At 38.0% G+C, this 17081-nt stretch carries 14 protein-coding genes; 4 read left to right on the forward strand and 10 right to left on the reverse strand.

Features of this window, described 5'->3' with window-relative positions; all coding sequences use genetic code 11:
* Nucleotides 1-39 precede the first annotated feature (39 nt).
* Nucleotides 40-465: a MaoC family dehydratase gene (locus CWR48_RS17210; protein WP_115774560.1), complete on the reverse strand. Its 426-nt coding sequence runs from the start codon at nucleotides 463-465 to the stop codon at nucleotides 40-42.
* A gap of 312 nt (nucleotides 466-777) precedes the next feature.
* Here CWR48_RS17210 and CWR48_RS17215 point away from each other — a divergent pair, with 312 nt between their 5' ends.
* Genes CWR48_RS17215 through CWR48_RS17225 form a run of 3 tightly spaced genes read left to right on the forward strand, consistent with a single transcriptional unit; the run spans nucleotide 778 to nucleotide 3265 of the window.
* Nucleotides 778-2250, forward strand: coding sequence for a UDP-N-acetylmuramoyl-L-alanyl-D-glutamate--2,6-diaminopimelate ligase (locus CWR48_RS17215; RefSeq protein WP_115774561.1), 1473 nt, complete (start codon nucleotides 778-780; stop codon nucleotides 2248-2250).
* A gap of 34 nt (nucleotides 2251-2284) precedes the next feature.
* Entirely contained in the window at nucleotides 2285-3019 is a 735-nt protein-coding gene (cuyB, locus tag CWR48_RS17220; protein WP_115774627.1) for a cysteate racemase, read from the forward strand.
* Between the two features lie 21 nt (nucleotides 3020-3040).
* Nucleotides 3041-3265: a hypothetical protein gene (locus CWR48_RS17225; protein WP_115774562.1), complete on the forward strand. Its 225-nt coding sequence runs from the start codon at nucleotides 3041-3043 to the stop codon at nucleotides 3263-3265.
* A gap of 417 nt (nucleotides 3266-3682) precedes the next feature.
* Here the strand turns inward: CWR48_RS17225 and motS are convergent, their stop codons facing one another.
* From motS to CWR48_RS17245, 4 genes are all read right to left on the reverse strand, one after another.
* Complete coding sequence (gene motS / locus CWR48_RS17230) at nucleotides 3683-4459, reverse strand: flagellar motor protein MotS (RefSeq protein WP_115774563.1); 777 nt, start codon at nucleotides 4457-4459, stop codon at nucleotides 3683-3685.
* On the reverse strand, nucleotides 4449-5276 hold the full coding sequence (gene motP, locus CWR48_RS17235; RefSeq protein WP_115774564.1) for a flagellar motor protein MotP: 828 nt from the start codon (nucleotides 5274-5276) through the stop codon (nucleotides 4449-4451). Before motP ends, motS begins: the two co-directional genes overlap by 11 nt.
* Nucleotides 5277-5382: 106 nt before the next feature.
* A complete protein-coding gene (gene ccpA / locus CWR48_RS17240) occupies nucleotides 5383-6378 on the reverse strand; it encodes a catabolite control protein A (protein ID WP_115774565.1) in 996 nt (331 codons plus the stop codon).
* A 273-nt stretch (nucleotides 6379-6651) separates the two neighbouring features.
* The gene (locus CWR48_RS17245; protein ID WP_115774566.1) at nucleotides 6652-7728 is read right to left on the reverse strand and encodes a bifunctional 3-deoxy-7-phosphoheptulonate synthase/chorismate mutase; all 1077 of its coding nucleotides are present in this window, start codon (nucleotides 7726-7728) and stop codon (nucleotides 6652-6654) included.
* Nucleotides 7729-7969: 241 nt separating this feature from the next.
* On the opposite strand from CWR48_RS17245, the gene CWR48_RS17250 reads away from it, so the two are divergent.
* Nucleotides 7970-10102: a cell division protein FtsA gene (locus tag CWR48_RS17250; protein ID WP_115774567.1), complete on the forward strand. Its 2133-nt coding sequence runs from the start codon at nucleotides 7970-7972 to the stop codon at nucleotides 10100-10102.
* 561 nt (nucleotides 10103-10663) lie between these two features.
* Here CWR48_RS17250 and CWR48_RS17255 read toward each other — a convergent pair.
* The 5 genes from CWR48_RS17255 to CWR48_RS17275 form a co-directional block, all read right to left on the reverse strand.
* Nucleotides 10664-11269: a YtxH domain-containing protein gene (locus CWR48_RS17255; protein WP_115774568.1), complete on the reverse strand. Its 606-nt coding sequence runs from the start codon at nucleotides 11267-11269 to the stop codon at nucleotides 10664-10666.
* 18 nt (nucleotides 11270-11287) lie between these two features.
* Entirely contained in the window at nucleotides 11288-11692 is a 405-nt protein-coding gene (locus CWR48_RS17260; RefSeq protein WP_342772477.1) for a DUF948 domain-containing protein, read from the reverse strand.
* Between the two features lie 374 nt (nucleotides 11693-12066).
* Nucleotides 12067-13380, reverse strand: coding sequence for a UDP-N-acetylmuramate--L-alanine ligase (murC, locus tag CWR48_RS17265; RefSeq protein WP_115774570.1), 1314 nt, complete (start codon nucleotides 13378-13380; stop codon nucleotides 12067-12069).
* A 110-nt stretch (nucleotides 13381-13490) separates the two neighbouring features.
* Nucleotides 13491-14606: a nicotinate phosphoribosyltransferase gene (locus CWR48_RS17270; RefSeq protein WP_115774571.1), complete on the reverse strand. Its 1116-nt coding sequence runs from the start codon at nucleotides 14604-14606 to the stop codon at nucleotides 13491-13493.
* A gap of 72 nt (nucleotides 14607-14678) precedes the next feature.
* Nucleotides 14679-16997, reverse strand: a complete 2319-nt coding sequence (locus tag CWR48_RS17275) for a DNA translocase FtsK (RefSeq protein WP_115774572.1) — start codon at nucleotides 16995-16997, stop codon at nucleotides 14679-14681.
* Nucleotides 16998-17081: the final 84 nt, after the last annotated feature.

Here is a 17081-nt window from a genome sequence, read left to right on the forward strand (position 1 = left end):
TGTTCAAACAGAAAAGTTTCATCTACTCTTCGTCACCCTTTATCGCTTTATTAATACGGACAAGTCACACTCAAGAACTTTCTCGTCTTTATCATTGAATGTAGACAACAAGACAGTAAGAATACCTGTTTCGCTTTTTGCTGCTTTTATGTCAATCACCTCGACAATAACATGTAATGCATCACCAGGATACACTGGCTTGATAAATTTAATATGATTCATTCGTGTCCCAGCAATGACATCATCACCATAGATTCCTTGTTCAACCCATAACTTAAAGGAGATGGCTAGCGTATGCATTCCAGACGCAATGATTCCATTAAACCTTCCTTGATTTGCCTTTTTCTCATCCAAATGCATGTATTGCGGGTCAAATTCGCCTGCAAACCTTTTGATATCCTCTTTTGTTAATTTCAAAGATTTCGTTTCGAACACTTGTCCAATTGTAAACTCATCTAATTTCATTCATACACCTCTGTATATTAATTGTAGTACTAGTTAATCTTAGCATCACGTACTAAAAAAGGAAATAGCGAAAAATCCACATCCAGAAGGTAAACAGCAAGCCATTATTTAGATGTGCTTTTACTTCTTTCCAATCCATTCAAACCCTAGCCTTACCCTTAACTTCGTATAAATCAAGATTAGACATACAAACCAATTAAAGCTATAATAAGTTAGATAAAGATCAGTATGGGCTTTTAGTGAATAGGCTCAGAAAACTTGCTAGTATTGCGAAGTATATAATTAACACGGATAATAGGAGACGAAACGATAATGCAATTAACTTCAATTTTACAAGGTTTATCTTTTGATGTCATTCAAGGAAATATCAATCAAGAAATTCATTCCATCGCCTATGACTCTCGCGATGTACAAGCAAACAGCGTATTTGTTGCGATCACTGGATTCTCTGTTGATGGACATAACTTTATAGATAGCGCAATAGCGCGTGGTGCAAGTGTTATTATTGCGGAACGAATGATATCAACGGATAAAGATGTGACGATTTTACAAGTTGCAAATACAAGAAATGCGTTAGCACTTGTTTCTGCAAACTACTATCATCACCCGACAGATAAATTAAACTTAATCGGGATTACTGGTACAAATGGGAAAACATCCATTTCCTATTTTATTAAATCGATTTACGAAGAAGCGAAAAAATCAATCGCCCTCATTGGAACAATTGGAACGGTAATAAATGATCAAGTCATTCAAACGAAAAATACAACACCAGAATCACTAAATCTGCAGCAATTCTTCGCAACGATGGTCGAGGAAAAAACGGAAAATTGTATGATGGAGGTTTCCTCGCATTCTCTTAGCTTAGATCGGGTTGCCTATAGTAAATTCAATACAGGGATATTTACCAATCTTACGCCAGACCATCTTGAATTGCATAAAAATATGGACGAGTATTTCGAAGCAAAAGCAAAACTATTTGAGATGACCGATTCTTGGAATATCATTAATATCGATGATCCATATGGTCGAAAGCTTGCCGATAGAATAAAGGACTACGATACGAAGCTTGTCACTTATGGAATCCATAATCAAGCAGACATATATGCAACTGACATAGAATATTCCTTTAATCATACAATCTACACGGTCCACACACCAACTGAGGACGTGAAGATTAAAGTAAACCTACCAGGTGAAATCTATGTTTTAAATAGTTTAGCAGCGATTGCTTCTGCATATTACAACGGAATTCCTATCGAAGTTATCCAACAAGGAATTCTTCAAGTAAAAGAAATTAAAGGCAGACTTGAAGTAGTCTATGAAAAAGATGATTTCAAAGTAATCGTCGACTTCGCTCATACAGAGGATGCACTAGAAAAAGCAATCAATACATTAAAACCTTTTGCAAAAGGTAGAATCATCCTCGTATTCGGTGTATATGCGGATCTTAGCGAGGACGGTAAACAGAAATTTGATGGCATGGCTCGTGTCGCATCGACGCTTGCTGACCTTTCCATTATTACATTGGATAACCCGAAACACCATGATCCGGATGTGATTATGAAGGAATCGATTCAAGCAATGGACAAACATAATGGAAATTATCAAGCAATCCCTGATCGAAAAGAAGCAATCCAGCACGCAATTAGCATTAGCAATGAGAATGATACCATCCTCATTGCGGGTAAAGGGCATGAAACAACCCAAATTATCGGAAACGAGGAAATTCCTTTTAACGAAAGGGAAATCGCCTTAGATGCCCTTGCAGCGAAGACATTTTAATGCAATCAATTCATATTTTGGTGGTGCAACAAACATGACAGACAAAAAGTTAGGAATCATCGGCGGAATGGGACCTTTAGCCACAAAGGTTTTTTATGAGAAAATTATCAATCAAACTGTGGCACATAAGGATCAGGATCATATCGATACAATCATCCTTAGCCATGCCACCCTCCCAGACCGTACCGAAGCAATATTACGTGGCGAAGGTCAATCATTTTTAAATGCAGTGAGAAAAGATATCGAATTGCTCGGGCATGCAGGCGTTGCAAATATCGCAATCCCGTGTAATACTTCCCATTATTTCTACGATGAAATGCAAGCAATGACCGATATAAATATTATTAACATGATTCGTGACACTACGGAATATATTTATCACAAACATGGTAAAGGAAGTAAGGTCGGTATTCTAGCAACAAATGGTACGATTTCAACCGGTATTTATGAGTTTGAATGTAAACGAAGTGCGCTTGAGCCCTATCACCCAAACGAAGATACACAGGAAAAAATAATGAAAATCATTTACGACATTAAGGCAGATGTGAATTATCAACCAGCTTCGCTCGATGGCATGATTCATGATTTAATAACGAAAGAAAACTGTGCTTGCGTTATTTTAGGTTGTACGGAATTATCTTCCGTCACTTTGAGTGAAGAAAGTAAGATGCATTGCATTGATCCAATGGAAATCCTAGCAGAAAATGCGATACGTCTATCTGGAAAACAATCAAAATTAACGCTTATCAATGAGCAAGTATTTAGTTGATTTGGGATAAAGGAGGAGAATATGTTGAAGCAACAAGACAAAATGAGGTTTGATAACTTTCTCAAGGAATCATTTAAAAATGATGTTCTCGTCCGAGAATTGCGATTATCAAGGCCTGAGGTGGATTATCTTCAACAATCCTTTCCGAATGCAGCAATAAGCTGTTTAACAACGAATAATCAGCAAGAGAAACATTGGTATAAAGTAGAGCTACAAACAGTGCACGCACCGCAATATGTTGGATAAACAAAATGACAGCCTTTATAACTAGAGGCTGTCATTTTTTTAATATATGCGACCATATCGCATCGCTCTATTGCCACTGTTGATGTAAAGAGCGAACTAGTGACAATTGTAATTTTAGATTTTGCCAGCAGTTACTATTCGTACGAGGGTCTCCAGTATTTTGCTACAATCGACGTCGATAGTCCGTGGTTTTGTCATTCTTTTGACGTTAGATTCTGCACTACCCCCAGCGGAAAAAATACACGAAGACTCCTGCGGGAAGAAGAGCCTAGGTGAGACTCTGAAGTGCGATAGCACAAAGAGGCTCACCAGCTCCCCTAAGGTGCGCGAAGTGTATTTTTGGAGCGGTGGATCAGGTAGCAAAATATCATCCTAAGTTAGTTCGCACTTTATATAAACTTTAAGCTTACCCATTATTTACGATTCTACATTTTCATCAAGAATAATAATTTCTACGCGTCGATTTTTTGTCATATTTGCCGGAGTATCATTTTCTGTAAGTGGACGCAGCTCTCCATATCCAGCAATCGAGAAACGCGATTCATCTATGTTATAGAATTCGATAAAATAGCGAACAACACTGCTTGCACGTGCTCCCGAAAGCTCCCAGTTGGATGGATAACGAAAGCTATTCTCCGGTCTGCTGTCGGTATGCCCTTCCACTTTTACTTCGTTCGGTATTTGTGATAGCAGTGTACCAATTCGTTGCAAAAAAGGTATACCAGTTTCTAGAATATTCGCATCACCTGGATTGAAAAAAATACTATCCTGCAGTACTAGTTCAACGCCACGGTCTGTACGATTCGCGGTGATCAGTCCGTTCAGATCATGTTCATCTAAATATGCTTCAACATTACCTACTAGAGCGGTTAATGAATCGGCTTCTTCAGGTTCTTCTATGTCCCTTTCAATATCCAAATTGATTGGATCCTCGAACGCATTCCTATTTTCTCCAGTTTCCTCCACACTTGTCCTGTCTGTCGGGTATTCACTTGGAACAACGGATGGAAAGAAATCAAAAATCATCCGATTTTGAAACGACTGCGAAACTGCATCCAATTTCGTTTGATCAACCTGTGACATGGAGAACAACAATACAAAAAACACTAAAATCAATGTGATCATATCCGAATATGTAACCATCCATTTTGGTGAACCATTATTTGTTGATTTTTTAATATGTCTAAGCTTCATGGATATCGGTCCCTACAAACGCTGGATCATCTTCTCGTTCTTGTGGCTTCGCTAGTGTTCCCTTTGGAAGGAAGGCACTTAGCTTCTCTTCTAAGATACGTGGATTTTGACCGGATTGGACACCGATAATCCCTTCGATAATAATCTGCTTAATAAAGACTTCCTCTTCCGTCTTCGCCTCTAGCTTACTTGCCATTGGTAAAAAGAATAAATTTGCTAAAACCGTTCCATATAGCGTCGTAAGTAAAGCAACCGCCATACTAGGTCCAAGCGCAGATGCATCAGATAAGTCATTCAGCATGAGGACCAGACCGATTAGCGTACCAATCATTCCCCATGCTGGCGCGTATTCCCCTGCTTTTTCAAATAAAACCCTACCTTTAAAATGCCGATCTTCCATTGCCGTAATTTCTGCTTCCATAATATCTTTGATAACTTCTGGCTCTACTCCATCTACAGCAAGAAGGAAGCCTTTTCGAATATATGTATCTTCAATCTCACTTATTTCCGATTCCAGCGCAAGAATGCCTTCCCTTCTTGCGCGATCGGATAAATGAATAAAAAGCTGTATTAATTCATTAAGCTCCTGGTCATTTTTATGAAATGCCTGCTTAAAAATATTACCAGCGAGTTTTATTTGTTCGAATTTAAAGGTAATCATCATCGACCCAATAATTCCACCGATAACAATGAAGATAGATGGGATGTCCAGAAAGGATGCAAGTCCTTCGCTTCCTCCACTTGATAGAATCGCGAGCATAATCATAATAAAGCCTAAAGTAATGCCAATAGGGGTTAATATATCACGTTTTCTCATCATTAAATCTCCCTCAAATTAATATACAAATGTAAGTAAGCCGCCAATAATGAAATTGGAAGCTTATTTACATTGCATTCGTATATTTATTATATCGGCATGTTAATTATATTGTTGAATCCCTTACTTCAATTCGATGTGGTAATGTAATATTCTTTTCTGTTACTTCTTCTTTATTCATATATTTCGTAAGTAGTCTCATTGCAACTGCACCAATATCATACATTGGCTGTACAACTGTTGATAATGTCGGACGTACCATTGTTGCAAGTCTTGTATTATCGAAACCGAATACTTGTACATCCTCTGGAACGTTAAGTCCCATATCTTGTACACCATGGATAATACCCAATGCCATTTCATCTGCTGCAACAAAGATTGCAGATGGTAGTTTCCCTAAATCTGCTAGTTGTTTTACTGCATCTAGTCCAGACTCATAAGAATAATCCCCTTTGACGATTAAATCCTCATTGAGTGAAATTGACGCTTCTTCTAATGCACGTTTATAACCATCGTATTTGTATTGGTCTACAGTAGTTTCCATTGTACCACTTACAAATGCTGGAAGTTTATTGCCTTTTTCAATTAGATATTTCGTTGCTTCATATGCAGCAGCTTCATAATCAATATTTACTGCTGCAATCGATTGTGTATCATCATACGTAGATGCTAGAACGACAGGCACATTTGCTGTATTAAATTGATTGATATGGTCTTCTGTAATGGTTCCACCCATGAAAAGGATACCATCTACTTGCTTCTCAAACATCGTATTAATTAATTTTAATTCATTTTCTTTATTTTGATCCGAGTTACTTAGGATGATATTATATTTATACATTCTTGCAATATCTTCTATTCCACGTGCCAACTCTGAAAAGAAGATACTTGAAATATCAGGAATAATTGCGCCAACAGTTGTTGTCTTCTTACTTGCTAATCCTCGTGCAACAGCATTTGGACGATATCCCAATCTTTCAATCGTTGCCTGTACTTTTTTACGTGTTGTTGGTTTCACATTAGGGTTGCCATTTACTACTCGGGAAACGGTAGCCATGGAAACATTTGCTTCTCTTGCTACATCATATATTGTTATATTCACTTTAATTACCTCCTAAAATTGTTCCAAGCCCATTTCTTTATCTTATCATACTCTACCACGGAAAAAATTACAAAACAAATAGTAATAATAATCTTTTACTTGCTGGTAGATACGCATTATGTCATGCTTTCCTATTCTTTGTACCATTTTTATGTAATAAAGTGTTATATAGTGACAACTCGATCCTCTTGGTGACTATGTCCACTAGCAATGCAAATCAAAAAAGCTAATCGCCGATAGCACGATTAGCTTCTCACATTGCATCTATAATTATTAATTTTTAAGTCGGCGGTCTACTTCAATTATTTCCTCAAAGAATTTATCAAATGTTGGAATATCCATTTGTTGTGCAGAATCAGATAATGCAACAGCTGGGTCTGGATGTACTTCAGCCATGACGCCATCTGCACCGACAGCAATAGCAGCCTTCGCTGTTGGCAGAAGTAAATCACGGCGTCCTGTTGAATGCGTAACATCGACCATTACAGGTAAATGTGTCTCTTGTTTTAATACAGGAACAGCTGAGATATCTAATGTATTACGTGTTGCTGTTTCGTACGTACGAATTCCCCGTTCACATAGAATAATGTTCCCATTTCCACGTGACATGATGTATTCAGCAGCATTAATAAATTCTGAGATAGTTGCAGATAATCCACGTTTTAATAGTACTGGTTTATTTACTTCTCCTGCTGCTTTTAATAACTCAAAGTTTTGCATGTTTCGTGCACCAATTTGAATCACATCTAAGTATTCAACCGCTTGTTCGATATGTGCAGGATTGACAATTTCACTAATGACGGCTAAATCATATTCATCCGCTACTTTTCTAAGAATCTGTAAACCTTCTAAACCTAACCCTTGGAAATCATATGGAGAGGTTCTTGGCTTAAATGCGCCACCTCTTAATAGCTTAAGCCCCTTGCTTTGCAGGGATTTAGCAACAGCAGCAGTCTGTTCATAGCTTTCCACCGAGCATGGACCGAATACAAAATGTGTTTTGCCATCTCCAACTTTTTCCCCTTTAATTTCAACAATTGTATTCTCTGCTTTCTTCTTACGTGAAACGAGTAATGCTTTGCGATGATCGTCTTCCTGTAACTCTAATCCAGCTTTAAAGATTTCCTTGAAAATATGTTCAATCGTTGAATTTTCAAAGGGACCATTATTTTTCGATGTGATTAGGTTTAACATTTCACGTTCTCGAATTGGATCAAATCGATACATACTTTGCTTGTTCTTCACTTGGCCAACTTGTTGGACAAGTGCTGCACGATTATTGATTAGTTCAAGTATTTCTAAATTAACTTCATCTAATTGATTTCTTAATTGATCCATTTCATTACTCATTTCATCTACGCCTCCAGAAAAATTTTGTATTATAATAATTAGTGACAATTATAGCTAAAAAAATCGAATTTGTCACTCTAAACTTGTAGTATAATAGAAATAATCAATCAACTTTCGATGAGGCAAAACAGTAATAATACGATTAAAACTTGATGTTGAGCCAATGAAAGCGCAATTAATTAGATAGAAAAGTCTTAAAACTTATTCAATAAATTTTGCAATCATATAGAGGAGTATCACAATGGAAAATCAGATTTTCGCTTTAGATATCGGTACAAGAACGGTTACTGGAATTATTCTGGAACAACAGGAGGAAAAATATTCGGTTGTTGATTATGTTATGAAAGAACATCGAGACAGATCCATGCTTGATGGACAAATCCATAATGTAATTGCCGTCGCTGAAGTTATTAAAGAAGTACGTGAGGAATTGGAAGAACGGACAGGTACAACCTTAAATAGAGTTTGTGTAGCGGCAGCTGGTCGCTCGTTAAAAACGGTAGAATCCACAGCAATTATCCCGCTTAATCAACAGATCATTACCGACGAGGAGACCATTAAGCATCTCGAGCTCAGCGCGGTGCAAACAGCTCAAGTGAAGCTTGCAGAGCTAGAAAAGGATAAGGATTACTCCAATTATTATTGTGTCGGTTATTCCGTCCTGCAATATACCATTGATGATGAAAAAATTGGTTCCCTTATCGATCAAAGCGGTGACACTGCTGCTGTCGAAATCATTGCTACCTTCTTGCCCAAAGTTGTTGTTGAATCATTACTGGCAGCACTTGCCCGGGCTAATATTGAAATGGAAGCTTTAACACTTGAACCAATTGCAGCGATTCATGTATTAATACCTGAATCAATGAGAAGGTTAAATGTTGCATTAGTCGATATCGGTGCTGGTACAAGTGACATCGCAATTACAGATCGCGGAACGGTTGTAGCTTACGGCATGGTGCCAGTTGCAGGTGATGAAATAACCGAGGCAATTAGCGACGAATACTTACTCGATTTTCCAGAGGCAGAGCAAACGAAGAGAAGAATCGTCAATCACGGTAAGGCCACCGTCCATGACATCTTAGGTTTTGAAACGGTCATTACATATGAGAACCTTGTGAATGATGTGAAAGGCCAGGTGAAAAAACTAGCAAAATCGATTACAAAGGAAATTTATCAATTAAATGGAAAATCTCCAAAAGCAGTGATGCTAGTTGGGGGCGGTAGTCTGACACCGGATTTGCCAACAATTTTAGCTGACAGGTTAGAGCTTCCTGCGAATCGTGTAGCTGTTCGTGGAATTGATGCAATCCAAAATTTAGTGCAAAACGAAAGCATTCCAAATGGACCCGATTTTGTCACGCCAATAGGGATTGCCATCGCAGCCAAGCAAAATCCAATCCATTATATCAGTATCCACGTAAACAAAAAAGTAATTCGTTTGTTTGAAATGAAACAATTAACGGTTGGTGATTGCCTCGTACAAGCCGGCATTGTTTTAAATAAATGGTACGGCAAACCTGGAAACGCCTCGATTGTAAAGCTTAATGGGCAAACAATCACGATCCCCGGAGAATATGGGACGTCACCAGTCATCATGCTAAATGGGCAATTAGCTGGCGTAGAGGATCTCGTCCATCATCAAGATAAAATTACGATTTCAAAAGGTGAGGATGGAAATAGCGCAGCCGTAACGCTTAGTGAACTAATTGGCGAAATACCGTCACTTAAGATTCAATTTAATCAGCAGCCAATGGAAATCAAGCCTATAATCCATGTAAATCAGGTGAAAAAGACGACAGACTACCCTGTACAGGATAACGATGATATTGTGATTCAAGAGGTTAAAACAATTGAAGATTTTCTTAAACATAGCAGAAATCATATAGCAAACGAAACCGAAGTATTTACGGTCTATGTTAATATCGAATCCATAAACCTTGATGTTGGGGCAACACAGTTTTATCTCAATGGCAGACAAGTTAGCATTGACCACCCATTAAGGCAGCATGATCAGCTCGTAATAAGCGATGCAAGAACACCAACCGTTCATGATCTATTAACAAAGGTGGACCTTGACTACCTTCAAACGATTACGATTACCTTCAATGGCGAGGTCGTACAATTAAAACAGCCTGCCCTAATTGTCTTGCATGACGGAGTCGAATTACATGAAGAAAACATCATCAATCGATTCGATCGCGTGGAAATAAAGGAACGTCCACTCGAACGCTTTATTTTCCAGGATGTATTTCGCTATGTAGACATTAACTTAAACCAAATCAGCGGGAAATTTAAATTATATAAAAATGAGCAGCCAACAAGCTTCGACCAACCTATTGAGAATGGCGATGCACTAGCTATCAGATGGGATTAAGGTAAGGAAAGCAACATTGATGCACGCTCTCAATGCTTAATTTGCTTTTTATATAAAGTGGGAACTAGTCTGGAGTGAAGAGCGTTCACGGGCCAGTCGCTCCGGAAATACACTTCGCTTTCCGCGGGCGGCTGGTGAGCCTCTTTGTGCTATTGCACTTCACAGTCTCACCGAGGCCTTTCCTCCCGCAGGAGTCTCCGTGTATTTCCTACGCTGGGTATGTGCAATTGCCATAGTATATATGTGAGAGATTCCTCCAAACGCGGCTGTTGATTATAACAGAGAACAGGAGACTACTAAGGGAATAGTAACGGCCGAAGATCCATCGCAAGCAGTTTTCTTTCGATGGATGAGACCGCGTTTTCCTCTGGATGTGCACTGTCCGGAGTTGAAATCAAGAGTACGACTAGTTCACACTTTATATCAACTGCGAATTATCGTTCATTGTTTGTAAGTCTTTTTCGCAGTATATCATTCATCTCATCTTTTTAGGAAGTTACTATTAGAATACAGACTTAAAAAGAGCTACAGCCTTCTAAGCTGTAGCTCTTCTAACATCATTTATTTTTGTTGTTGACTTACTTTTGTTTGAACTTTATTCGCTGTCTTTTGTGTAGCATTATTTACATTTTTTGCAGTTTCCCCGGTTTTAGCAGTTGCATTTTTCGCTGTTTCTTGTGTGTTTTTGTTTTCGTTTACTTTTTTCGTTACTTCTTGGGTTTTCTCTTTTGCAGCATTTGTTACCACTTCTGTTTTCTCTTTTGCAGCCTTAGTTGCTTCTTCCACTTTCTCATTTACTTCTTTTGCTAACTCTGCTGATTTATTACTGACGTTCTTACTTAATTCTTTCGTCTTTTCAGCTACATTCTTTGTTAAATCCTGTGTCTTTTGTGCAACATTTTTTGATACTTGTGACGTTGTATCCATTGCTTTTTTGCGTAAATCAGTACCAGTAGTGAATGCTTTTTCTTTCCAATCAGAGCCTTTTTCTTGTGCAATATCTTTCCACTCACTTGCACGATATTTCATTTGGGTTGCACCTTGATTAATATCTCCACGTAATTGACTCCCTGATTTCGGAGCGAATAATAATGCCACAGAAGCACCCACAATCGTTCCAAATAAAGTTCCGATGATAAAGTCTTTTGTATTAATATTATCAGCCATTTCTATTCCTCCTATCATTTATTTCTTTTTGGAATTACGTTTACTAACAAAATCAAAGATGGTTGCTCCCCATTTCACTGCTTCAGCAGCTTTCTCTTGGTCGCCTTTAGATGTTCGAGAAATACTTTCAGAAAGATTGTTCAATGCTTCATTGAACCCTTTTACCGAATCACCAACACCTTTTGCACCATCAAAAAGACTATTTAATTTTGATGACTTCTTATTCATATCATCTGCTAATTCATTCGTTTTATTAAGTAATTCTGTAGTTTCGGTCGTAACACCTTGAATTTGTGTTTCCAATCCTTTTAATGTGGTAGACACCTCACCCATTGTTCCTTTCGCTGCCTTCAATGTGATGATGACATAAATTACTAAAACTACAAATGCTATAGCTGCTATAATCGCAGCAAGGTATAACATCACTTCCACGTAAGATTCAACCCCTTTTTCGAATAATATCGTTCTACTAGTGCAATTGGAATAAATAGTTGCTGTAGGATATTAGCTTTTACAATTCTTATTAAGTAATTCCCTCTCGTGAGATTGCTTAAACATTATGTAGGGTAAATTTCAAATTGCAAACCTATTCATTCATAACCCTAGTATATAACTTTTCCTAATTTTTATCGAGAAAAAGGATAAATAAACTTTAACGATGGTCCAAAAGGCCCAACTCTGATTGTGGGCTACTACTTAATTAATGAAATAGGCCTAAAAAAAGGATACAAATCCCATTTACACATGAGAATTCGTATCCTTTTCAACTTTTATTCTATTTCTAAATTACTTCGTCACTACTTCTGTACAGTGTTGTTTTTCAATGTTTCTTCATATGCGCGTTGGAACTTCTGAATGTCTCCAGCTCCCATAAAGACCAAAACCGAATCATTGTATGCCTGCAGCACTTCTGTATGCTCGATATCCAAAATTTCACTGCCTTCAATTAATGCTTGCAAGTCATCGATTGTTAGGTTTCCCGATTCTTCTCTCGCCGATCCGAAGATATCACATAAGAATACTTGATCCGCATCATTTAGACTTTCCGCAAATTCCCGTAAAAACGTGGTGGTTCTAGAAAACGTATGTGGTTGGAAAATTGCCACAATTTGTTTCCCTGGGTATTTCTTTTGTGCGGATTCAATCGTTGCAGAGATTTCTTTCGGATGATGTGCATAATCATCTATCAACACTTGATTTGCAACTTTCTTTTCAGTGAATCTGCGTTTTACACCTTGGAAGGAATATAACTTCTTGATGTCATCTGCTTTAATTCCTTCATAATGACAAATTGCAATAACCGAAAGTGCATTCAATACATGATGGTTACCATACATTGGAATGGTAAAATGATCATAGTATGTGTTGCGCACAAACACATCAAAAGATGTTCCATGCTCTGTTTCTTTCACATTTTGTGCTTGAAAATCATTTGTCGGTCCAAAGCCATAATAAAGAACAGGTACCTTCGCCTGTATTTGTTGCAGCTTTTCGTCATCTCCGCAGGCTACGATTCCTTTTTTCACACGATCTGCCATTGACTGGAATGCATCAAACACATCATCAATGCTCGTAAAATAATCAGGATGATCAAAGTCAATATTTGTCATGATTGCATAATCTGGTTCATAGCTTAAGAAGTGGCGGCGATATTCACATGCCTCGAAAACAAAATAACTGCTATCGACGTGACCACTACCAGTCCCATCGCCAATTAAATAGGAAATTGGATAGGTCTCACCTAATACATGTGCGAGCAGCCCCGTTGTTGAGGTTTTACCATGTGCACCTGTAACGGCGATACTCTTAAATTGCTTTGCCCACTCTCCTAAGAAGTCATGATATCTGTAAAATGTACATCCAAGCCTTTTGGCCTCTTTAATTTCGATATTGTCATCTGGAAATGCATTTCCAGCAATAATCGTGTAATCTTCTTTTATATTATCTTTAGAAAACGGTAAGATTGGTATATTTTTTTCGTCTAATGCTTGTTGGGTAAAGAACCGCTTATCAACATCAGAACCTTGCACTTTTTCTCCAGAATCGAACAGAATTTGCGCGAGTGCGCTCATACCTGTACCTTTAATACCAATAAAATGGTAAGTTGTCATAAAACGAACCTCCAACTTGTTCATCAAAAAAGAATTAATATTATAGTCGGATAATGTTCACGACCAAGTTACATTATACCAAAAAACGTATAAGAGTAAACTATTATTTCTTATTTCGTTTCCTCGTGGTATTCTACCCTTTCTAATCTTGGGTTTGGTCTAAAGCGGCGACCTTCTTTTGCTTCTGGTGCTCCATTAAACATCACAAGATCCCCTGTGAAGCCAACATCCAGATTGAGCAAGCTTCTGCCAACCCCATACATATCAACGGGTACACCCTGATTTTCAAACTCTTTGATCCGATCATACGTAAATCCGCCTGTTACCATGATCTTCACATGCTGATAGCCCTCTTCATCCAATGCTTTTCTTAATGCAAATAGCAGTTCGGGATTCACACCTCTTGGATCAAATGTACCCATTAATTGATAATTTCTTAAGAAATATTTATCCACTAACGTTCGGGATGTATCAAGTCTTACTGATTTTAATTCATTGCCGAATTCCCTCGCTACTTTTAATGAGTCTGTTACAACATCATTATTATAATCTACAAGTGCTGCCAATTCGTCATTCGGGAATGTTTCATGATATGCTTTTGTAGCTGCTACAATATCTCCGCGGAACATTTGAATCAATGCATGTGGCATTGTTCCCATTCCTTCTTTGCCCCACCATTCATTCATTGCATTGGTTGCTTGTGCCGTTGAACCACCAATATAGGCTGCATATCCATCTCCAGCTTGTGTTGTATAATGGTCATCACGATCGCCCATAAAGATGACTGGTTTATGTGAACCAGAAATTTGTGCGGCTTTTACCACATTGTATACATTTGTTGCCACAGATGTTCTTCTTGCTAATATCCCATCAATAATTCCTTCTAAGTATCCGAATTGCTGGTATGCTCCAGAAATGGTTAATACCGTTTCATACGGCTTAATTTTATCTCCATCTTTTAATGATTTGATTTCTAATGTTTCCGGTTTATCTGCAAATGTGTGAAGCAATGCAATTACTTCATCCGTCCCACATAATACTGCATCCTCTTTTTGAAAAAACTGCATCGTTACATAATTATTGGGGACCTTTTCCTCCGCAATTTTCTTTGTTTTTAAGAAATATACTGCTGAAAACCAGCCATCTTTAATTCGTTCATCAAATTTAAATGTTTTATTTGTTAATCGATCAAGTTTTCCAGATAATTTTAAGTCTATTTCTTTCATCGTAAGCTTCTCCTTTGTTTCACATATATGATTCTATAATCATATAGACTTTTACAAGATTTTACAAATAGTTTACAACTCTTCCATTTGTGATGAAGTGACTAATACATCCCGCGGCTTGCTGCCATTTTGTCCTGAGATAATACCACGCCCCTCTAATGTATCAATTAAACGTGCTGCACGATTATAGCCAATCTTGAAATGACGCTGTAATAACGATGTGCTTGCACTATTTTGATTGAGTATAAATTGAATTGCTTCTTGTAACAGCTCATCCTCTTCCTCATCGACCGCCACTTGTTCGAGTAATTGTTCTTGTTCAAATAAATAATTGGGTTCCGCGAGCGTTCTTGCATAATTCGTGACACGTTCTATTTCCTCATCCGATACGAATGGGCCTTGTAGCCTTACCGTCTTACCTGCACCATTCTCAGCAAATAACATATCCCCTCTACCGAGCAGCTTCTCCGCCCCACTTACATCAATGATTGTTCGAGAATCGATTTGCGACGATACACTAAACGCAATTCTTGTCGGAATATTTGCCTTTATTAGTCCTGTAATAACATCTACAGAAGGACGTTGTGTTGCCAAAATCAAATGAATCCCACACGCCCTTGCCTTTTGCGCAATTCGACTAATGGAATCCTCTACATCTTGCGGGGAGGACATCATTAAATCCGCTAATTCATCGATAACGATGATAATAAATGGCATTTTTTCATTGCTTCGCCCTTGCCCAGTTACCTTTTTATTATAGCGTTCAATGTCACGTACCCCTTCATGGACAAATCTTTCGTAACGATCTTCCATCTCATTAACCGCCCATTTCAAGCTCTGGGTTGCTGCTTTCACATCGGTAATAACTGGTGCAACCAAATGTGGGATGCCATTATATGGCGCAAGCTCAACCATTTTCGGGTCAATTAGCAGGAATTTAACTTCATCATAATTCGCCTTGTATATCAGACTTATCAAAATCGTATTGATACAGACACTTTTACCTGATCCAGTCGCACCAGCAATAAGTCCATGTGGCATCTTTTGGATATTGGTTACAGCTGGCTCTCCTTCAATACTTAATCCGAGCGCAATCGACAATGGAGACGTCGCTTTTTTAAATGCTTCTGTTTCAAAAATCTCCTGCAATCCGACCATTTGTGCCTTCGGATTCGGTATTTCAATTCCAACTGTATTCTTCCCTGGTATCGGTGCCTCAATTCGAATATCTCTAGCGGACATATTTAGTTTTAAATCATCGCTTAAGCTTTTTATCTTGCTTACCTTAACGCCAAGCTCTGGATGGACTTCAAATCTTGTTACAGATGGACCTTGCGTTGCTTTGACAACACTTGCCTGAACATTAAAATGCTGTAATGTTTGTTCGAGTAATGCTTGCTGGTTTTCCACCCAAACATAGTTTTCATCACTCTTTGGAATCGGATCATTCAACAAGTAATCTGGAATATAGGTTTCTTTTCGTTCATCAAACTGTACCGTTTGCACTACATTGGTTGCTATGTTGCTTTCTTCTTGAACACGATGATTTTCTGAGGTGTTTTGACGTTCCATTCGCTTCATCGGCTGCTGTTTTTCTGGTACGGCGCTTTCCGTACTTACAATGCGCTCTGCACGATTCTGTTGATTTTCCATATTTGCCAATCGTTTGCGTTTTTCAAACAAATTCTTTTTATCTCTTGGCGTCATGATGACATTAAATGGTGACGTGTTTGTCGTCCGTTGTTCTTGCCCTCGTTCCGCTTGTTTAATATTGGATGGCGCGGATTCCACTTCTTTTTTGCGAATAATGTCGTCCTGCTTTATTTCTTCAGGTTCTTGATGTATCTCTTTCATGAGGTGAATAGTAGCATTTGCCTCGACTAGATTATCTTCATTCGGTTTTTCAGTAATAACAGGTTCCAGTTGTTTGGTGTTGCTTAGCGGTTCCTCGACTGTACTTGCAATCTGATCCATTTGCTCCGATACTTCTTCTTTTCGAATATATGCAGGTACATCTTCAATCTCTTTTTTCCTTTTTTGTAACCCGTAAATTGGGGAGGGAACCTCTGACACTTTGAAAGGCGTATTTGTTTTTTTATAAACTTTATTACTTCCCTTTTCAGGTTCTTTTCTTTCTTTCACTATTTTTTCTTCTTTTTTTCTTTGATACGTAGGGACATCTTTTCTCTGATAGTTAGATGTATCCATTTGTTTCCGTTTTGCTCTTTCATCTGGGATTACAGGAAATCGAAAAGAAGATTTCTTTGGATATTGATACGTTACCCGTGCCTGAACATTCGGGGCAGTACTTTCTTGAGATGCTTCTTGCTCAAGATTCTCGTCTTCATCTCCGAATAGACTTTTAAATTTATTTTTCCATTGTTCCCACATATGTATTCACTCATTTCCATTTCCATAAAATCATTAATTTCTATTTTATCATTTTTTTACCACGTCATGTAGCCAATCTTTACG

The sequence above is a fragment of the Oceanobacillus arenosus genome (genome assembly GCF_003369575.1).
Classification (GTDB): Bacteria; Bacillota; Bacilli; order Bacillales; family Amphibacillaceae; genus Oceanobacillus; species Oceanobacillus arenosus.